Source organism: Corynebacterium sp. 20-84, from assembly GCF_053479455.1.
This window is the reverse complement of the sequence record NZ_JBRBCB010000001.1, coordinates 222,320-238,432: the sequence shown is the minus strand read 5'-3', so window position 1 is coordinate 238,432 and position 16,113 is coordinate 222,320. Positions and strand designations below refer to the sequence as shown.

The window sequence follows — 16,113 nt, the reverse complement described above, 5'->3', positions numbered from 1 at the left end:
CGGTACCCTCGGAGCAATGACCACAAAGCATTCAACCCGCACCGTGCTGCGGCGCGTCGGACTCGTCGCCGCAACTGGCCTCGCCCTCGGCGCCGCGACCTTCGCGTACGGCGTCAGCGAGCTCACCAAATTCCGGCTCAAGCAGTACGAACTGCCGATCCTCCCCGCAGGTACTGACCCCTTCACCATCCTCCACGTCGCCGACCTGCACATGATCCCCGGCCAAAAGACCAAGATCGCGTGGGTGTCTGCCCTCGACGCACTCAACCCGGACCTCGTGGTCAACACCGGCGACAACCTGTCCGACGCCCGCGCCGTCCCCGACGTGCTTGCTGCATTAGGCCCGCTGCTTTCACGCCCCGGTGTCTTCGTATTCGGCACCAACGACTACTGGGCACCGCGCCTGGTCAACCCGCTGAAATACCTGCTCGACCAGAAACGCGAACCCAGCTACGTCGACCTGCCGTGGAAAGGCATGCGCGCCGCCTTCATCGAGCACGGCTGGCGTGATGCCACCCACCAGCGCCTCGAATTCAAAGCCGGCGGGCTGCGCCTCGCTGTCACCGGCACCGACGACGCCCACCACGACCTCGACGACTACGACTCCGTCGCCGGCGCCCCCAACCCGGATGCCGACCTCGCTTTGGGCGTCACCCACGCGCCCTACCGCCGCGTCCTCGACCGCTTCGCCGCCGACGGCTACAGCCTGGTCCTGGCCGGCCACACCCACGGCGGGCAGATTTGCCTGCCCGGCGAACGAGCCCTCGTGACCAACGCCGATATCGACCGTGAACGCGCCTCCGGCCTCCACCGCTACGGCGACATGTGGCTCGAGGTTTCCAACGGTCTCGGCACCTCTAAATTCGCGCCGGTGCGCATTTTCTGCCGGCCGTCCGCCGCGCTGCTGACGCTCACTCCTCGCGAGGAGTAGCCGGCTGGTTTAGCGCGCCATAGCCCTGCCCAACAGGCGTTTTGGAGCTTGCGGGGGCGTGGACTAAAGTAGCCCGGGTACTCAATAAGTGCACCGGGATATGGCGCAGCTTGGTAGCGCGCTTCGTTCGGGACGAAGAGGTCGCAGGTTCAAATCCTGTTATCCCGACCAAAAGAAATGGGACCACCCTCCAGCAGCGGGGGCGGCCCCATTTTTCGTGTACGCCCCCTAACGGGCGCAGGTGGCGGTGTTCTCCGCGTCGAGGCAGTCGTGCTCGAGCGATTCGCAGTGCAACCATCCGTAGCTGCCGTGGAGGATGATCTCGTCGTAGCACTTCGAGCAGCGGCGCACGGAATTCGGCGAATGCCGGTATCCGCTGACAGGCCCGAGCGCGTCGGCGGTGAGCGGGCGACCTTCCCGCTCCAGGATCTGACGGACGTTCAGTGTGGTCATGCGCGACTCCCTTGTTCAGTTATGTGGGTGTTCGCCCGTTTTTGGGGAACAGCGCAGGAGCCTACAACACGGTCGCGACAGACGAAGGCGCGTTTTAGCGCTTGTGTTCGATGACGGCGGCGTCGGCCGCAGAGTCAGCGTCGTCGACATCCTCGACATCCTCGACATCTTCGTCTTCGAAGTCGTCGAGGTCGTCGAGGTCGTCGTAGTCGTCATAGTCATCGGCCTCCCCCGCGGAAGAGACGACAGAACTGCTAGCTCGCATCGCCATGATTCCAAGCGCTGCGAGCAGGGCGGATAGCCCGATGCCGACCCACAGGGCCATGAGGGATCCGTTGTTGCCGGCGGACGAAATGGCGGCGGTGCTCCAGTGCATCGGCATGGCTGACGACAGGGCGCGGACGACGGCGTCAACATCGCCGGTGGCCGTGCGGGACCAGACCCAGCCGACGAGTCCGGTTTGCGCGAGGGCGAAGACACCGGCGGTGGCGGTGCCGCCGAGCTCGCCGAAGGTGTCGCGGAGAATCCAGGTGACGCCGGCGGAGGCGAGGGTGCCCAGGGCGAGAGCGAGGCCGGTCATGCCGATGGCGGCGGGGGTGAGTCCGGTGCCGAGGATCGTCACGAGGATGGTGCCGGCGCCAGCAGCGAGCAGGACTCCCAGGCCGAGGATGGTCCACCGGGACCGGGTCACACCGTAGGCAGCGAGGGCTGCAGCGACTCCGCCGAGCACAGCGAGGGCACTGACGAGCATCGCGGCCAGCGGAGGAAGCGAAGAGCTTATCGACGCCCCATCAGCAGCCCCGGTCCCCGCCGATCCCGCAGCTCCTGCTACCGGGGCAGCGGCAGGGAGGGCGCGCTGGATGTCACCGATGCGGTCTTTGGTGGAGTTGGACATGTCGTCGACTTTGGTGGCGCCGTCGACAAGCTTTTGAACGCCGTCTTTTGCTTCGCCGACGCGGTCGTCCATTTCGCCGAGTCCATCGGCGAGGTCGGAGGCGCCGTTCGTCGCGGAGTAGATGCCGTCGTGGTAGGCGTACCCGGGCGTGGAGAGCTGGTTGGCGAGCTCGCGGGAGCCGTCTTTGAGCTCAGTGAGTTTGTCGGTCCAGTCTTCGGGCAGCTCGGCGGTGTCGACTTGTTTGCGGAGGTCTTCGAGCTGGCGGCGCAGCTCTTTGACATCAGGGTCGTTGCTGTCGCGGGTGCCTTCGAGGGTGTCGTCGATGGCGGAGAGGACCTGGCCGCGGATGGCGTCGAATCCGACGACTTGGTCGACGGCGCCGCCGACGTTGTCTGCGAGGCGGGTGGCGCCGTCGGCAAGCTGGCCTGTGCCTGCCTGGATTTCGATCATGCCGTTGGAGAGTTCATCGGCGCCGTCTTTGGCGGCGGAGATGCCGTCGGCGAGTTCGCCGGAGCCGTCGCGAAGCTCTTCGGTGCCGTCCTTGAGCTTGCTGGTGCCCTGGGTGAGGAAGCCTGCTTGTGCACTGGCGTCGCCGGCGGCGCGGCGTGCGTTGCCGAGGTTGTCGGCGCCGGCGTAGGCGGCGGGTGCGCCGGAGGCGTTCTCGGCACCGCGCGGAACCCACGTGGACGCGGGGCTCATGGGTGCGAATGCTGCGACGACCAGAACGAGAAGGGCGGCGACAGGCGTGATGGCGTTCCACTTCATACCGAGCAATGTAATGATTGTGGCGAATGTTATGTATGTGACACACCGCAGGTCGAACTCTACGTCGATTTACTGTTACTCTTTACATGTTTGCCAACCGCTACACAGGCTGGAGCACACATGGCTCTTCTTTTGGTCTTTGGGCTAGTTGCCGCGACCGTGGTGCTATCCCCCGTGTTGGTGCGCGCAATCGACCGCCGAGCCGGGTGGGTGATCGGGCCGGTCTTCTTCGTCGCGGCCGGCATCCTCGCCAACGCTGCGCGGGACGGCGCGACACCGACTTTCTCAACTACCTGGGCGAATGATTTGCTCGGGCCGGGCACCGTGGTGGAGCTCGGGGTGCGCGCGGACGGGCTGAGCTTGTTCTTCGGGCTCCTCGCGCTCGTCATCGGCGGCGTGGTGATGCTGTATTCCGCGTCGTACCTGCCAAAAAACGACGGCAACACGAGCTTCTACACGATCATGACCGCGTTCTCGCTGTCGGTGCTCCTGCTCGTGACGGCGAGCGATGTCGTGGTGCTGTTCATCGCCTGGGAGCTCGTCTCGATCGCGTCGTTCCTGCTCATCGCGCGCTCGGGTTCGTCGGGCGAGGCGGGCTCGTTCCGCACGCTCGCGCTGACGTTCTTCGGCGGCCTGACGCTGCTGGCTGGCCTCGCGGTCGCGGCGGTGAGCGCCGGCACAACACAGATCGACGGCATCGTGACCTCGGATGTGTGGGCCGCGAACCCACAGCTGACCACGACGGTGGCTGTGCTGATCGCATTCTCCGGCTTCACCAAGGCCGCGCAGTTCCCGTTCCACTTCTGGCTGCCGGAGGCGATGGCGGCGGCGACCCCGGTCTCGGCGTTCCTGCACGCGGCAGCCGTGGTGAAGGCCGGCGTCTACCTGCTGCTGCGATTCTCCACGATCTTCGGATCGAACCCGACATGGAACACGATCCTGGTCGTCTTCGGCCTGGGCACGGCGCTGATGTCGGCACTGTTCGCCATCACGAAGACGGATCTGAAGCACCTCACCGCGTACTCGACGGTCTCGCACCTGGGCTGGATCGTGGCGGCGGTGGGCATCGGTACCCCGGTGGCATTCGCGGCAGCGCTGGTGCACACGCTCGCCCACGCGCTGTTCAAATCGTCGCTGTTCATGCTCATCGGTGTCATCGACCACGAGACGGGCACCCGCGATATCCGCCGCTTGGGCAAGATCTACAACAAGATGCCGTTCACTTTCGCGTCGGTCGTTGTGGCGGCGTCGTCGATGGCTGCGGTCCCGCCGCTGTTCGGTTTCGTGTCCAAGGAGTCGATCCTGGAGGCGTTCCACCAGACGCAATACGGCACGGTCCTGCTTGTCCTCGCTGGTCTCGCAGCATTCTTGACGTTCGTCTACTCCGCGAAAATCGTCTTCGGCGCGTTCATCGACGGCACGCGCGACATGAGCGGCGTCCACGAAGCGCCGGTCTCGCTGTGGCTGCCTGCAGCGGTTCCGGGCCTCATGTCCGTCCCGGCGGTCTTCGGGCTTTCGCTTATCGACGGCCCCGTCACCCGCGCCGTCCACTCCATCACCGGGGACGACTCGTATGAGTCGCATCTCGCGCTGTGGCATGGCATCACGTGGCCGTTCATCGTGTCTGCACTGGTATTGGCTGTGGGCATCGCGTTCATCTTCGTGCGCAAGCCGGTGTACAAGGCACTGGAGAACAAGATGCTTCTCCCCTACACCGGCAACGAGATCCTGCGGATGATCGTGAACGCCTCGGAGCAGGTCGGCCGCCTCGCCGGCTCCATGGCTGATTCGTACAACCCGTCGCGCCACCTGAAGTGGCCGGTCGGCGTGGTCGTTGCGCTGGGTTTGGTCACGATCTTGCTCACCACCGGCGTCGACGGTGTTGATCTGACGCCGCGCACCGAGGGCGTGGACAACTACTGGGATCTGCTCCCGCTGGCGATCATCGTTGTGTCGGTGATCGGCATGGTGAATACCAAGAAGCGCATGACGGCGGCGCTGATGCTGGGAACCGCCGGTGTGGGCGTGAGCTTGCAGATGCTGCTGCTCGGCGCCCCGGATGTCGCCCTGACCCAGTTCACGGTGGAGGCCCTCACCGTCGTGGTGATCATGATGGTGCTGCGCTACCAGCCGCACCTGTTCCCCGATGTGTCGAAGCGCCGCAAGGTCCTCTCGGGCATCTTCGCTGCGATCTCGGGTGTCGTGGCCTTCGCGGCAGTCTACGGCCTGACCGGCCGTCAGGACCGTTCCGAGCTGGCCATGTGGTACCTCAACGAGACCGGTCCGCTGACCGGCGGCGACAATATCGTCGCGGTGATTCTCGTCGAGTTCCGTAGCTTCGATACCTTGGGCGAGCTCTCCGTCCTCGGTATGGCTGCTGTGGTTATCGCCGCCGTGACGACCTCCGTGCCGCGCCACGACTTCCAGGAGGGCACCCGCCCCGCCCCGTTCGGCCAATCTCGTCTGAACACCCTGCCACTGCGCAAGGTGACCAAGCTGATCATCCCGATCTTGGTTGTGCTGTCCGTGCTGATTTTCTTCCGCGGCCACACCGTCCCCGGTGGCGGCTTCATCGCGGCGCTGGTCATGGCCACCGCATTCGTTTTGAGCTACCTCTCGCAGGGTTCCGACGACAACGCCGTCGGCGAGAAGACTCCGGTCTACCTCGCAGGTGTCGGTGTGATCGTCGCGCTGGCGGCGGGCTTCATCGGATTCCTCGAGGGTGGCTTCCTCTACGCCATCCACGGCGAGATCGCCGGGGAGCACCTGACCACCTCGCTCATCTTCGACGCGGGCATCTACCTCGCTGTGCTGGGCATGCTCACCATGGCGATCAATGGCATGGGCGGCTACCTCCGCCCCGGTGCGGAACGCGAACAGCTCGCTTACCACCGTGGCGAGGAAAACCCGCTGCCGGATGTCCCATTGGCGATCGCCGCAGAGCAGCCTGTGGACCCCCGTCCCAAGCCCATCAACCCGGCATCCAAGCCGGTGGACCTCGCCCGGGCCGTCACCTCCGGCTCGCGCGGCAACCCAGCGCGGAGCAAGTCTGAGAAGGACGCTCCCGCTAATGAAGGAGGCGCACGATGATATACGCAGCCACCGTCGGAATCCTCATCGCCGGAGCGGTGTATTTGATCATGCAGCGCGGCATGGTGCGCATTGTCTTCGGCATGTCCTTGCTGGGCCACGCGGGCAACTTGATGTTGCTCGCCGCGGGCAATGGGGCGTGGCGCGGGGAAGCTTTCCCGTCGCAGACGTCGATGGACGAGATGGCGGACCCGCTCCCCCAAGCGTTCGTGCTCACCGCGATCGTGATCGCGATGGCCACCACCACGATCCTGCTGCTCATGGCCGCGCTGGGGCGTGACGACGACACCATCGACAACATTCTCGACGCCGAGCAAGCCGCCAAGCTCGGCCCCGGCGCACTCACCACCGCCGGCCGCAAAGCCCACAAGGGGGTGCGTGGCTAATGGCTCCCGACACGATTCTTCCTGTTTTCATCGCGCTGCCTCTCATCGTCGCAGCGATCACGGCGATCTCCCCGTCCCGCGCTCTCAATAGCGCGCTCGGACTGATCATTCCGGCCGTGAACCTGGCAGGCGGCATTTGGCTCTACGCCCACACCGCCGCACACGGCCCCATCGGCCACGTCATCGGCCTCTACCCCGGCGGCGCAGGCATCGCACTCGGTGCTGACCAGTTCTCCGCGATCATGCTCATCACGACGATGCTGGTGGCCTTGGTCTCCAACTGGTTCGCCATCATCTCCGGTGAGACCCACGCGCGGTACTACACCCCGTTGTCGCTGGTGCTGCTCACTGGTGTTTCAGGTGCGCTGCTCACGGCGGATTTGTTCAACTTCTTCGTCATGATCGAGGTCATGCTCCTGCCGTCCTACGGCCTCATCGCCATGACCGGTACGCGCCACCGTCTCCAGTCGGCGCGACTGTTCGTCCTAGTCAACCTCTCCGCGTCCACGTTCCTGCTGATCGGCGTCGGTTTCGTCTACGCGGTCGCCGGGGCGGTCAATATCGGCGCTTTGAAGGGCGCGGCGGCCGGCAACGGCCCCGTCACAGTCGCGATGGGCATCGTGGTCATCGCCGTGTGCGCGAAGGCCGCTGTGTTCCCGCTGCATACGTGGCTGCCGCGGACGTACACGTCGACAAGCGCTGCTGTCATGGGTCTGTTCTCCGGCCTGCACACGAAGGTCGCGGTGTACATGCTGTTCCGCATCTGGGTCGTCATCTTCGACATGGATCCGCGCTGGAACTGGCTGATCATCGCGGTGATGGTCGTCTCCATGCTCGTCGGCGCGTACGCGGGCCTCGCGGAATCGACGATCCGCCAGGTCCTCGGCTACCAGATGGTCAACGGCATGCCGTTCATCCTCATCATGCTGGCCTTCACACAGGAGGAGCCGCGTTATGCGCTCTCCGCTGGCCTGATGTACACGCTCCACCACATGATCACCATCGGGGCGCTCACCCTCAACGCCGGCGCAATCGAGGAAACGTACGGCACCGGCACGATCTCGAAACTCTCCGGGCTGGCGCGGCGCGACCCGCTCGCTGCGTGGGTGTTCGCGGCAGGCGCGTTCTCCGTCATCGGCTTCCCGCCGTTTTCCGGCCTGTGGGGCAAGCTCTCCCTCGTCTTCGCGGCTGCCCGCGCCGGCGACGCCCGCTCGTGGGTGGTCATCGCCGCGATCATCATCGCGTCGTTCGGCGCGATGCTGGCCATGTTCCGCGTCTGGCGGGAAGTGTTCTGGGGCAAGCCGATGCAGCGATTCCCGGGGAACCTGAAGGTGCGTGGGGCGTTGCTGGCGCCGTCGGCAAGCTTGATGCTCATCTCGCTCGCGATGTTCATCTCCGCCGGCCCGCTTTGGAGCGCAGCGACGGGCTCCATCGACGCGCTTTTGGACGTCGACTCTTACTCCTCCGCCGTCCTCGGCTCCGACCCAGTCGGCGTGCCTGACACCGCTAACCTGCAAGGGGGCCAGTAATGAAGACAATCCTGCACGGAATCGGCTACTTCTTCTGGATCGTCAAGGAAATCATCCTCGCCGGGCTCTCCACCGCGCTCGCCGCTTTCCGGCCGAATTCCGGCATCGACCCGATCATCATCTACTACCCATTGCGTATCGACCGCGACTGGGAACTCTTCTGGTTCTCCACCTCCGTCACCGCGACCCCCTCCACCTTGTCCTTCGGCTTCCGCGACAATATTCCCGGCAAGCCGCAGGTGATGCTCGTCCAAGCCGCTTTCGGCTCGAACCCCGAAGACATCGTCGCCGGGCTCGCCGACATGGAGGAGCACGTCGCCCCCCGCGTCAAGGACGACCCCATCGACCCCGCGCAGGTGCTGTGGGAGCCCTACCGTGACTTCCGCGACCGCCTCGACCCGGATGCCGCCGACCCCGTCGACGCCGCCGACCGTGCTCGCCGCGAACGCCGCGCCCGCGCTCGTGCCCGCAGGCGCCGTGCCGTGCGCGCCACGAAAGAGAGGAACTAACCATGTTTGAAACGATCCTCACCGTCTGCATCGGCATCATGGCCGTGTGCCTGGTTGTCAGCCTGGCGGCAATCCTGCTCAACAAAGACGAGCTGACCAGGGCAGTCATGGCGGACTACATCTTCTACGCGATGGTCTGCCTCTACCTCATCTGGACCCTGTTCAACCACACGTTCATCGGCTACGAAATCGCGATCCTCGCCGCACTCGTCTGCGGCGCGATCCCGACGCTGTCGATGTCCCGCATCATCTCGAGGGGGCGCCGCTAATGGCTATCTGGCAGATCATCGTGCTCGTGTTCGTGTTCTTCGCCGTCTTCATGTCGGTGGCGACCCTCATTCTGCAGCTGCGCGCCCCCAACGCGCTGACCCGCGTCAACCTCATGGGCCCGCTGGTGTGCCTGGCGTTCCCCGCGCTCATTCTGGCCAAGCTCACCGCTGACTGGGCCACCGAGGGCTTCAACGTGGGCGATTTCATCCGCGCCGTCATCGCCATCCTCGGCGTGTGGATCGTCGGCTCCGTCGGCTCGTTCATTATGGGCCGCTCGATCCACGGCGTCACCGTCGTCGATCCGCGGGCCACGCTGTCGCGCGAGGAGCAATAACGCTTATCGACGCCAGTCCTCCACCTCCACCCCCTGCACTCTCTGAAACTCATCCACGTTAGCGGTCACAAGTGTGAGACCGAAGGCCCTGGCTTGGGCTGCAATCCACATGTCGTTGGCCCCAATGATCTCGCCTCTGGCAGCGAGACAGGACCTGATCTCCGCATACGCTTGAGCGACAGCGGAATCGATGCCCACTCGGGGAAAACCGTGCACGAGGTTTTCCACTGAATTCTGCGCCAGTTCGGGCTCACGGGATCGTTTCGCGCCGTACAGCAACTCGCCAAGCACGATCTCCGAAAGGCAAATACTGCTCAGCGGAAGAACAGAACAGCGGCTCATTACCTGTTCATCGGAGCCCCGCTCCAGGTCGATCCACACGTTCGTGTCCAGCAGATACTTCATGGACGCTTCCGGCTCTGCGGTTCGTCGAAATCGGCGACTGGTTCAGGTGGAAGATCGTCAACATCCTCGAGCAGGCCGCCGACAATTCCGTGTTTTTCCTGAAACGACCGCAAGCGCCTGAGGGTATCGGCAACAGTGTCTTCTTTCGGACGCAGGAGCAGACCTTCGGGGACGCTCTCTACGGTAACTGCACTCGTCGAAAAGCGAAAAGCTTTTGGAATGCGTACTGCCTGACTGTTTCCGGACTTGAAAACGCTAGTTTCGATTCGCTGAGTCATCATGCCCCTCCTTCCCGTCTGTATATCCCGCAATATACACGCGTCGTCTCGACGAAGACGTGGAAAAACAAAGCCCCGCCGGCACTGCCTTTCGTGGCAGCGGCCCGGCGGGGCTTCGTGCTTGGCGCCTAGCTTGGTGCAGCTAGCGCTGAGCTTTGAAACTTAAGCCTTAAGCGTTCTTGCGCTTCTCAGCAAGCACCTCGCGAAGCTTCAGCTCGAGGTCGGCGTCGACCTTGCCCCAGTAGGCGAAGGTGCGCTCCTCGACGTCCTTGTCCTGGATCGGCAGCATCTTGTTGGTGACGTTGTCGATGAAACGCTCGCGCTCAGCGTCGTCGAAGACCTCGCGGTACAGGGTGCCTGCCTGGCCGAAGTCGTCATCCTCGGCGTGCTTGACGTACGCAGCGCGGACCAGGTCGGTGCCGTGCGGGTCCGGGTTGACGTACAGGTCGTGAGCCTGGCCGTAGGTGGTGTGGTTGGAGGAGGAGTCCTCACCGTTGTCGAGGTAGCCGGCACCCTTGTCGGTGCGGTTCGGAGTGTAGTTCGGCTCACCCTCGTTGTTGAAGAAGAACGCCATCGGGCCACGCTCAGCGTAGGTGTTCACCGGAACGATCGGCTGGTTGACCGGCAGGTCCTTGTAGTTCGGTCCGATGCGGTAGCGGTGCTGGTCTGCGTATGCGAAGACACGGCCCTGCAGCATGCGGTCCGGGGACAGGCCGACGCCCGGAACGATGTTGGCCGGGTCGAGAGCCATCTGCTCGATCTGAGCGTGGAAGTTCTTGGGGTTGCGGTTGAGGACGAAGTAGCCGACGTCGACAAGCGGGTAGTCCTTCTGGGACCAGGTCTTGGTGAGATCGAACGGGTTGAAGCGGTAGTTCTCCGCGTCCTCGAACGGCATGATCTGGACCTTGACGTCCCAGATCGGGTAGTCGCCGCGCTCGATGGCCTCGAACAGGTCCTGGCGGTGGTAGTCGGCGTTGTCGCCGGCCATCTTGCCTGCCTCTTCGTCGGTGAAGCACTCCCAGCCCTGACGGGTCTTGAAGTGGTACTTGATCCAGACTGCGTCGCCCTCTTCGTTGACCCACTGGAAGGTGTGGGAACCGAAGCCGTCCTGGTGACGGGAGGTCTTCGGGGTGCCGCGGTCACCGAGCAGGTAGGTCACCTGGTGAGCGGACTCCGGGGTGCGGGTCCAGAAGTCCCACTGCATCTCGTCGTTGCGCAGGCCGGAGTCCGGCTGGCGCTTCTGGGAGTGGATGAAGTCCGGGAACTTAACGGGGTCGCGCAGGAAGAAGGTCGGGGTGTTGTTGCCGACGATGTCGTAGTTGCCGTCCTCGGTCCAGAAACGGAGAGCGAAGCCGTGGACGTCGCGCCAGGTGTCCGGGGAGCCAGCCTCACCGGCGACGGTGGAGAAGCGCACAGCCATCGGGGTGACGGTGCCCGGCTGGAACAGCTTGGCCTTGGTGTACTTGGAGACATCCTCGGTGACGTGCAGCTCACCGAATGCGCCGTGGCCCTTGGCGTGCGGGATGCGCTCCGGGACGTTCTCGCGGTTGAAGTGGGCGAGCTTCTCGACGAGGTGAATGTCGTCGAGCAGGTTCGGGCCCTGCGGACCGGCGGTGACGGAGATGTTCTCCGACGCGACCGGCTGGCCGCCCAGGCGGGTGGTCTTGCCGTTACCGGCAGCGCGCTCGCCCTTCTTCACAATTTCTTCAGCGGGTTTGTTCTCAGCCATGTAGATGGCCCTCCTCGTTAAATCAGGTTTGATTCACTGGTGAATCCGACACTACGCACGCGCTATAGGCCCTTCAACCAAGTTCGCCCTAACTCATTCCTTTGTTTGAACTATTCCGCAGCGGGCTGTCAGCTTTAGAACGCTAATCAGCAATCGTTCGCAGGTCATCGCTGTTTATGCTGGTAACGTCTGCACTCGTGAATAAAAGGGACGACGCGTATGTCACGGATCTGGCCTTGCGGGCTGGGCGTGGCGATAAGCAGGCGTTGTCTGAGTTCATTCGCTTGACCCACGACGATGTGTGGCGCCTGCTGGCTCATTTGGCGGGCAGGGAGCAGGCGGATGACTTGACGCAAGAGACGTATTTGCGGGTGTTGGGGGCGCTCCCCCGCTTCGCGGCGCGATCGAGTGCACGGACGTGGTTGTTGTCGTTGGCGCGGCGTGCGTGGGTGGATTCGGTACGCCACGACATGGCCCGACCTCGGAAAGCGGCGGCGGAGTACGACGATGTGGCGGCGCAACAGCCGAGCCGCGACAACCCGAATACGTGGTCCGAGGTGATGGACGCACGAACGCTTCTCGACGCGCTGGCTCCCGAACGCCGCGAAGCCCTCATCCTCACCCAGGTGCTGGGGTACACCTACGAGGAAGCGGCGAAGATCGCGAATGTGCGCGTCGGCACGATCCGCTCCCGTGTGGCGCGTGCGCGACGCGACCTTGTCGCCGGCACAAGCGACTAGAATTCTGAAGTCATGACGGGGAAGAAGGGCCAAACGTGGATAGTAGCTGCGGTTGCAGGATTCGCGGTGCTTCTCGCAGCGTTGCTGACCGTGCTTATGTTTCGTGCGCTGTCGGTTCCACCGCCGCAGCCGTTGAGCATTAGCGAAATCGAAGAACCTATCGTGCTCAAGCCGGGAGAGGCGGTGAGGATCGGTGTCGGCTCGCATAATCACTCGGTGGGGACGTGGTACGAACTAGTTGAGGTGCCGGCACCAGACATCGTCGAGGTTGAAGAAGTCAACGAAGGTCCGCTGGATCCTTCAATCGTTGGCGCCGGCGGATACACCTACCTTGTGGTGACTGCGCTGGCCCCTGGCGAGGGCACCATCAGGGTTGCGGATTGCTTCCGCCAAATGCCGGACGTGACCGGTATCTGCCATGACGACGACGGGCCGCGCCCAACCTACACCGTGGACATCGTGGTCGAGGAAGGTTAGACCAGCAGCTCTGCGATCTGGATCGTGTTCAGGGCAGCACCCTTGCGCAGGTTGTCGCCGGAGACGACGAAGACCAATCCGCGGTTGCCGTCGACGGCCTGATCTTGGCGGATACGGCCGACGAGGGAGTCGTCCTTGCCGGCGGCAGCGAGCGGGGTGGGAACGTCGACGACGGAGACACCGGGTGCGTCGTTGAGCACGTCGATGGCCGAGGAAGGCGTGATCTCGCGTTCGAATTCGGCGTGGACGACCATGGTGTGGCCAGTGAAAACGGGCACGCGCACGCAGGTGCCGGAGACCTTGAGGTCAGGCAGGCCGAGGATCTTGCGGGATTCGTTGCGCAGTTTCTGCTCCTCGTCGGTTTCGAACGAGCCGTCGTCGACGAGATTGCCGGCCATCGGGAGAGCGTTGTACGCGATCGGGGCAACATACGGGCCGAGCTCGTCCGGGTTGAGCAGGGAGCCGTCGTGAGTGAGGTCCACATTCCGGTCACCGATTTCAGCGACTTGCGCAGCAAGCGTATCGACGCCCGCCAGACCCGACCCCGACACCGCCTGGTAGGAGGCGACGCGCATGGTGGTCAGCGACGCTGCGTCGTCAAGCGCTTTGGCGACAGGCATGACCGCCATTGTCGTGCAATTCGGATTCGCGATGATGCCCTTGGGCAGGTTTTTCGCGTCGTCGGGGTTGACCTCGGAGACGATGAGCGGGACGTCCGGGTCCTTGCGCCACGCAGAAGAATTATCGACGACCGTCGCGCCTGCCTCCGCGAAGACCGGCGCCCACTCTTTGGATGTCGAGCCGCCTGCGGAGAACAACGCGATGTCGACGTCCTTGACGGAATCGACCGTGACCTGGGTGAGATCCTCCACGACGATCGTCTCGCCGCGGAATTCGAGCTCCTTGCCGGCCGAGCGCGGGGACGCGAAAAAGCGCACCTCATCTGCCGGGAAATCACGCTCCTGCAGAATCTCCCGCATCACCTGTCCAACCTGGCCGGTGGCTCCGACGACGGCGACGGTGGTCATGTCTTTTTGCTCCAATCTTTGTTCTGTGCGTTTTAACGGCCGGTGCCTGCGTAGACGACTGCAGGCTCGTCTCCACCGAGGTCGAATTTCTCGTGGATGACGCGCGCTGCGTCCTCCATATCCGCGCGGCGCACAACAGCCGTGATGCGGATCTCCGAGGTGTTCATCATGCCGATGTTGACGCCGCTGTCGCGCAGCGCCTCCGTGAAGTCCGCGGTGACGCCTGGGTGGGACTTCATGCCAGCACCCACGAGTGAGACCTTCGCGATCTCGTCGTTGTAGGTGACGTCTTCCCAGCCCTCGTTCTTCACCAGGTTGGTGAGCAACTCCATGCCGCGCGGCCCGTCCGCGATCGGGAGGGTGAAGGTGATGTCGGTGACGTTATTGCCCTGCGTGGAGGTGTTCTGCAGAACCATATCGATATTGATCTCGGCATCGGCGAGCACGCGGAAGACCTTCGCGGCCTCACCCGGGACGTCGGGAATACCGAATACGGTGATTTTTGCTTCGGAATCGTCGGTGGCGACACCGACCAGGACTGCTTCTTCCACGGGGATATCCTCCATCGCTCCGGTCACGAGCGTGCCGGGATCGTTGCTGTAAGACGAGCGTACTCGCATGGGAACATTGAATGCGCGGGCGTATTCGACGCTGCGCAGCACCAGAATCTTCGACCCGGACGCGGCCAGCTCGAGCATCTCCTCGAAGCAAATCTTGTCGAGTTTCTTCGCGTCGGGGACGATGCGGGGGTCCGCACTGTAGATGCCGTCGACGTCGGAGTAGATCTCGCACTCGTCTGCGCCGAGGGCTGCTGCGAGAGCTACCGCTGTGGTGTCGGAACCGCCGCGGCCCAGGGTGGTCACGTCGCGGGTGTCCCGGTTGACGCCCTGGAAGCCAGCGACGATGGCGATCTTGCCCGCGTCGATCGCATCTTTGACGCGCCCCGGCGTCACTTCGAGAATGCGTGCATTGCCGTAGCGCTCAGTGGTGATCACACCGGCCTGGGAACCGGTGAAGGACTGCACCGGCGCACCGAGCCCTGCGACCGCCATCGCCACCAGCGAGTTGGAGATGCGCTCCCCCGCCGTCAGCAGCATGTCCATTTCGCGCGGCGGCGGGGTCGGGTTGACCTGCGCGGCCAAGTCCAGCAACTCGTCGGTCGTGTCGCCCATCGCGGAGCAGACCACCACGACGTCATTGCCCGCCTTGTGGGTGGCCACGATACGTTCCGCGACGGCACGAATCCGCTCAGCGCTCTCAAGCGAGGAACCACCGTATTTCTGGACGATCAGTGCCACCCTGGTCCGCCTTTCTGCGTCTTTGTGCGCTTTTACTGTCAAGCGGTCAATCTGTGTGAAACAGGATACCCGGACACACCTCTAAAACCCGCCATTAAGTTGCAATCTGGTGCCACTACTATGATCCGGGTGCACAGTAATGCCCTCGCCGTCTTGTTCGCGTTCGCGTCCGCGCTGACGATCGCGATCGGCACCGTATGGCGCCACCAGATCGTGCTGCGCCACAACGCGGAGCACGAGGGGGAGAAAGGCTCGTCGGGGGCGATCGGGGCGATCAAGCGGCCGACGTGGTGGTTGTCGTTGTCGCTGGCCTGGCTTGCGTACGGCTTCCAGGCTGTGGCGCTGGCTTTCGGCACTCTCTTGGTGGTGCAGCCGGTGCTAGTGCTGTCGCTGCTGCTCACCCTGCTGCTGGCGGCGCGGGTGGAGCGGCGCGGCATGGAGATCGACGAGACTTTCTGGGCCACGGTCCTCACTATCGCCGTGGGCGTGCTGGTGGTGCTGGGGAAGCCGGAGCCGGGGACGAGGGAGGCGTCGATAAGCGAATGGCTTGCTGCTGTGGGTGCCGGAACTGCGGTGATGGCGGTGACTGGTGCCGTGGCGAGGCGACAGCGGTCGGTGCTGCGCGCGTTCCTGCTGGGCGCGGTGTGCGGCGCGATTTTCGGCTACCTTGCGGTGTTTTCAAAGACGACCGTCGATGCGTTCGTGCGCGGAGGCATCCCCGAGATGGTGACCACGTGGCCGCTGTATGCGCTGCTTGGCGCGGCGATCGTGGGCACGATCGTGCAGCAATATGCGTTCAGCGCGGGGAATTTATCGCAATCGCTGCCCGCGATGAAGATCTTCGAGCCGTTGCTCGCTTACGCGCTGGGGATGACGCTGCTCGGCGAGAAATTCACAGTGACCACCGTGTGGGGCTGGGCGCTGATGGCGTTGGCTGTCATCGCGATGTTCGTGGCCACCTTCTTCCTGTCGCGGAAATCCCTCTGATCGCGCGGC

Annotated in this window: 17 protein-coding genes and 1 tRNA gene; 11 read left to right on the top strand and 7 right to left on the bottom strand. The window is 64.0% G+C overall.

The genetic code is table 11. From position 1 onward, the window contains the following. The first annotated feature begins 16 nt into the window (after positions 1-16). On the top strand, positions 17-931 hold the full coding sequence (locus tag ACUY2Y_RS01195; RefSeq protein WP_448324459.1) for a metallophosphoesterase: 915 nt from the start codon (positions 17-19) through the stop codon (positions 929-931). 94 nt (positions 932-1,025) lie between these two features. Next, positions 1,026-1,102: transfer RNA gene (locus tag ACUY2Y_RS01190), tRNA-Pro, on the top strand. A 57-nt stretch (positions 1,103-1,159) separates the two neighbouring features. On the opposite strand, the gene ACUY2Y_RS01185 is transcribed toward ACUY2Y_RS01190, so the two are convergent. Both ACUY2Y_RS01185 and ACUY2Y_RS01180 read right to left on the bottom strand, forming a co-directional pair. Next, positions 1,160-1,384 carry a hypothetical protein gene (locus ACUY2Y_RS01185; protein ID WP_296146347.1) on the bottom strand — a complete coding sequence of 75 codons (225 nt, stop codon included), beginning with the start codon at positions 1,382-1,384 and terminating at the stop codon, positions 1,160-1,162. 94 nt (positions 1,385-1,478) lie between these two features. Beyond that, the gene (locus ACUY2Y_RS01180) at positions 1,479-3,044 is read right to left on the bottom strand and encodes a hypothetical protein (RefSeq protein ID WP_448324458.1); all 1,566 of its coding nucleotides are present in this window, start codon (positions 3,042-3,044) and stop codon (positions 1,479-1,481) included. A gap of 120 nt (positions 3,045-3,164) precedes the next feature. Here ACUY2Y_RS01180 and ACUY2Y_RS01175 point away from each other — a divergent pair, with 120 nt between their 5' ends. Genes ACUY2Y_RS01175 through ACUY2Y_RS01150 form a run of 6 tightly spaced genes read left to right on the top strand, consistent with a single transcriptional unit; the run spans position 3,165 to position 9,162 of the window. Beyond that, positions 3,165-6,134, top strand: coding sequence for a DUF4040 family protein (locus ACUY2Y_RS01175; protein ID WP_448324457.1), 2,970 nt, complete (start codon positions 3,165-3,167; stop codon positions 6,132-6,134). Beyond that, positions 6,131-6,520, top strand: a complete 390-nt coding sequence (locus ACUY2Y_RS01170) for a cation:proton antiporter subunit C (RefSeq protein ID WP_259902460.1) — start codon at positions 6,131-6,133, stop codon at positions 6,518-6,520. The genes ACUY2Y_RS01175 and ACUY2Y_RS01170 overlap by 4 nt, the downstream gene beginning before the upstream one ends. After that, positions 6,520-8,049 carry a monovalent cation/H+ antiporter subunit D family protein gene (locus ACUY2Y_RS01165; RefSeq protein ID WP_448324456.1) on the top strand — a complete coding sequence of 510 codons (1,530 nt, stop codon included), beginning with the start codon at positions 6,520-6,522 and terminating at the stop codon, positions 8,047-8,049. Before ACUY2Y_RS01170 ends, ACUY2Y_RS01165 begins: the two co-directional genes overlap by 1 nt. Beyond that, the gene (locus ACUY2Y_RS01160) at positions 8,049-8,558 is read left to right on the top strand and encodes a monovalent cation/H+ antiporter subunit E (RefSeq protein WP_448324455.1); all 510 of its coding nucleotides are present in this window, start codon (positions 8,049-8,051) and stop codon (positions 8,556-8,558) included. Before ACUY2Y_RS01165 ends, ACUY2Y_RS01160 begins: the two co-directional genes overlap by 1 nt. A 2-nt stretch (positions 8,559-8,560) precedes the next feature. After that, positions 8,561-8,827, top strand: a complete 267-nt coding sequence (locus ACUY2Y_RS01155) for a cation:proton antiporter (protein WP_210575411.1) — start codon at positions 8,561-8,563, stop codon at positions 8,825-8,827. Beyond that, entirely contained in the window at positions 8,827-9,162 is a 336-nt protein-coding gene (locus ACUY2Y_RS01150; protein WP_448324454.1) for a Na+/H+ antiporter subunit G, read from the top strand. The genes ACUY2Y_RS01155 and ACUY2Y_RS01150 overlap by 1 nt, the downstream gene beginning before the upstream one ends. A gap of 3 nt (positions 9,163-9,165) precedes the next feature. On the opposite strand, the gene ACUY2Y_RS01145 is transcribed toward ACUY2Y_RS01150, so the two are convergent. The 3 genes from ACUY2Y_RS01145 to ACUY2Y_RS01135 all read right to left on the bottom strand — a co-directional run bounded on the left by ACUY2Y_RS01145 (position 9,166) and on the right by ACUY2Y_RS01135 (position 11,574). Next, the gene (locus tag ACUY2Y_RS01145; protein WP_448324453.1) at positions 9,166-9,567 is read right to left on the bottom strand and encodes a type II toxin-antitoxin system VapC family toxin; all 402 of its coding nucleotides are present in this window, start codon (positions 9,565-9,567) and stop codon (positions 9,166-9,168) included. Next, positions 9,564-9,848: an antitoxin gene (locus ACUY2Y_RS01140; RefSeq protein ID WP_448324452.1), complete on the bottom strand. Its 285-nt coding sequence runs from the start codon at positions 9,846-9,848 to the stop codon at positions 9,564-9,566. The genes ACUY2Y_RS01145 and ACUY2Y_RS01140 overlap by 4 nt, the downstream gene beginning before the upstream one ends. 166 nt (positions 9,849-10,014) lie before the next feature. After that, complete coding sequence (locus ACUY2Y_RS01135) at positions 10,015-11,574, bottom strand: catalase (RefSeq protein ID WP_448324451.1); 1,560 nt, start codon at positions 11,572-11,574, stop codon at positions 10,015-10,017. Between the two features lie 197 nt (positions 11,575-11,771). Between ACUY2Y_RS01135 and ACUY2Y_RS01130 the strand changes: the two genes are divergently transcribed. Together ACUY2Y_RS01130 and ACUY2Y_RS01125 are read left to right on the top strand one after the other, a co-directional pair. Next, complete coding sequence (locus ACUY2Y_RS01130) at positions 11,772-12,314, top strand: RNA polymerase sigma factor (RefSeq protein WP_259902468.1); 543 nt, start codon at positions 11,772-11,774, stop codon at positions 12,312-12,314. A 12-nt stretch (positions 12,315-12,326) separates the two neighbouring features. After that, positions 12,327-12,791: a hypothetical protein gene (locus tag ACUY2Y_RS01125; RefSeq protein ID WP_448324450.1), complete on the top strand. Its 465-nt coding sequence runs from the start codon at positions 12,327-12,329 to the stop codon at positions 12,789-12,791. Here ACUY2Y_RS01125 and ACUY2Y_RS01120 read toward each other — a convergent pair. Together ACUY2Y_RS01120 and ACUY2Y_RS01115 are read right to left on the bottom strand one after the other, a co-directional pair. Next, positions 12,788-13,819, bottom strand: coding sequence for an aspartate-semialdehyde dehydrogenase (locus ACUY2Y_RS01120; protein WP_448324449.1), 1,032 nt, complete (start codon positions 13,817-13,819; stop codon positions 12,788-12,790). The genes ACUY2Y_RS01125 and ACUY2Y_RS01120 overlap by 4 nt on opposite strands. 32 nt (positions 13,820-13,851) lie before the next feature. Beyond that, entirely contained in the window at positions 13,852-15,117 is a 1,266-nt protein-coding gene (locus tag ACUY2Y_RS01115) for an aspartate kinase (RefSeq protein WP_448324448.1), read from the bottom strand. Positions 15,118-15,246: 129 nt separating this feature from the next. Here ACUY2Y_RS01115 and ACUY2Y_RS01110 point away from each other — a divergent pair, with 129 nt between their 5' ends. Further along, positions 15,247-16,104, top strand: a complete 858-nt coding sequence (locus ACUY2Y_RS01110) for a DMT family transporter (protein ID WP_448324447.1) — start codon at positions 15,247-15,249, stop codon at positions 16,102-16,104. Positions 16,105-16,113 lie beyond the last annotated feature (9 nt).

Coding starts and splice junctions, on each gene's coding strand:
- ACUY2Y_RS01125 (WP_448324450.1), top strand. CDS start 12,327: ATGACGGGGAAGAAGGGCCAAACGTGGATAGTAGCTGCGGTTGCAGGA.
- ACUY2Y_RS01155 (WP_210575411.1), top strand. CDS start 8,561: ATGTTTGAAACGATCCTCACCGTCTGCATCGGCATCATGGCCGTGTGC.
- ACUY2Y_RS01175 (WP_448324457.1), top strand. CDS start 3,165: ATGGCTCTTCTTTTGGTCTTTGGGCTAGTTGCCGCGACCGTGGTGCTA.
- ACUY2Y_RS01140 (WP_448324452.1), bottom strand. CDS start 9,848: ATGATGACTCAGCGAATCGAAACTAGCGTTTTCAAGTCCGGAAACAGT.
- ACUY2Y_RS01165 (WP_448324456.1), top strand. CDS start 6,520: ATGGCTCCCGACACGATTCTTCCTGTTTTCATCGCGCTGCCTCTCATC.
- ACUY2Y_RS01135 (WP_448324451.1), bottom strand. CDS start 11,574: ATGGCTGAGAACAAACCCGCTGAAGAAATTGTGAAGAAGGGCGAGCGC.
- ACUY2Y_RS01185 (WP_296146347.1), bottom strand. CDS start 1,384: ATGACCACACTGAACGTCCGTCAGATCCTGGAGCGGGAAGGTCGCCCG.
- ACUY2Y_RS01180 (WP_448324458.1), bottom strand. CDS start 3,044: ATGAAGTGGAACGCCATCACGCCTGTCGCCGCCCTTCTCGTTCTGGTC.
- ACUY2Y_RS01150 (WP_448324454.1), top strand. CDS start 8,827: ATGGCTATCTGGCAGATCATCGTGCTCGTGTTCGTGTTCTTCGCCGTC.
- ACUY2Y_RS01195 (WP_448324459.1), top strand. CDS start 17: ATGACCACAAAGCATTCAACCCGCACCGTGCTGCGGCGCGTCGGACTC.
- ACUY2Y_RS01160 (WP_448324455.1), top strand. CDS start 8,049: ATGAAGACAATCCTGCACGGAATCGGCTACTTCTTCTGGATCGTCAAG.
- ACUY2Y_RS01120 (WP_448324449.1), bottom strand. CDS start 13,819: ATGACCACCGTCGCCGTCGTCGGAGCCACCGGCCAGGTTGGACAGGTG.
- ACUY2Y_RS01170 (WP_259902460.1), top strand. CDS start 6,131: ATGATATACGCAGCCACCGTCGGAATCCTCATCGCCGGAGCGGTGTAT.
- ACUY2Y_RS01145 (WP_448324453.1), bottom strand. CDS start 9,567: ATGAAGTATCTGCTGGACACGAACGTGTGGATCGACCTGGAGCGGGGC.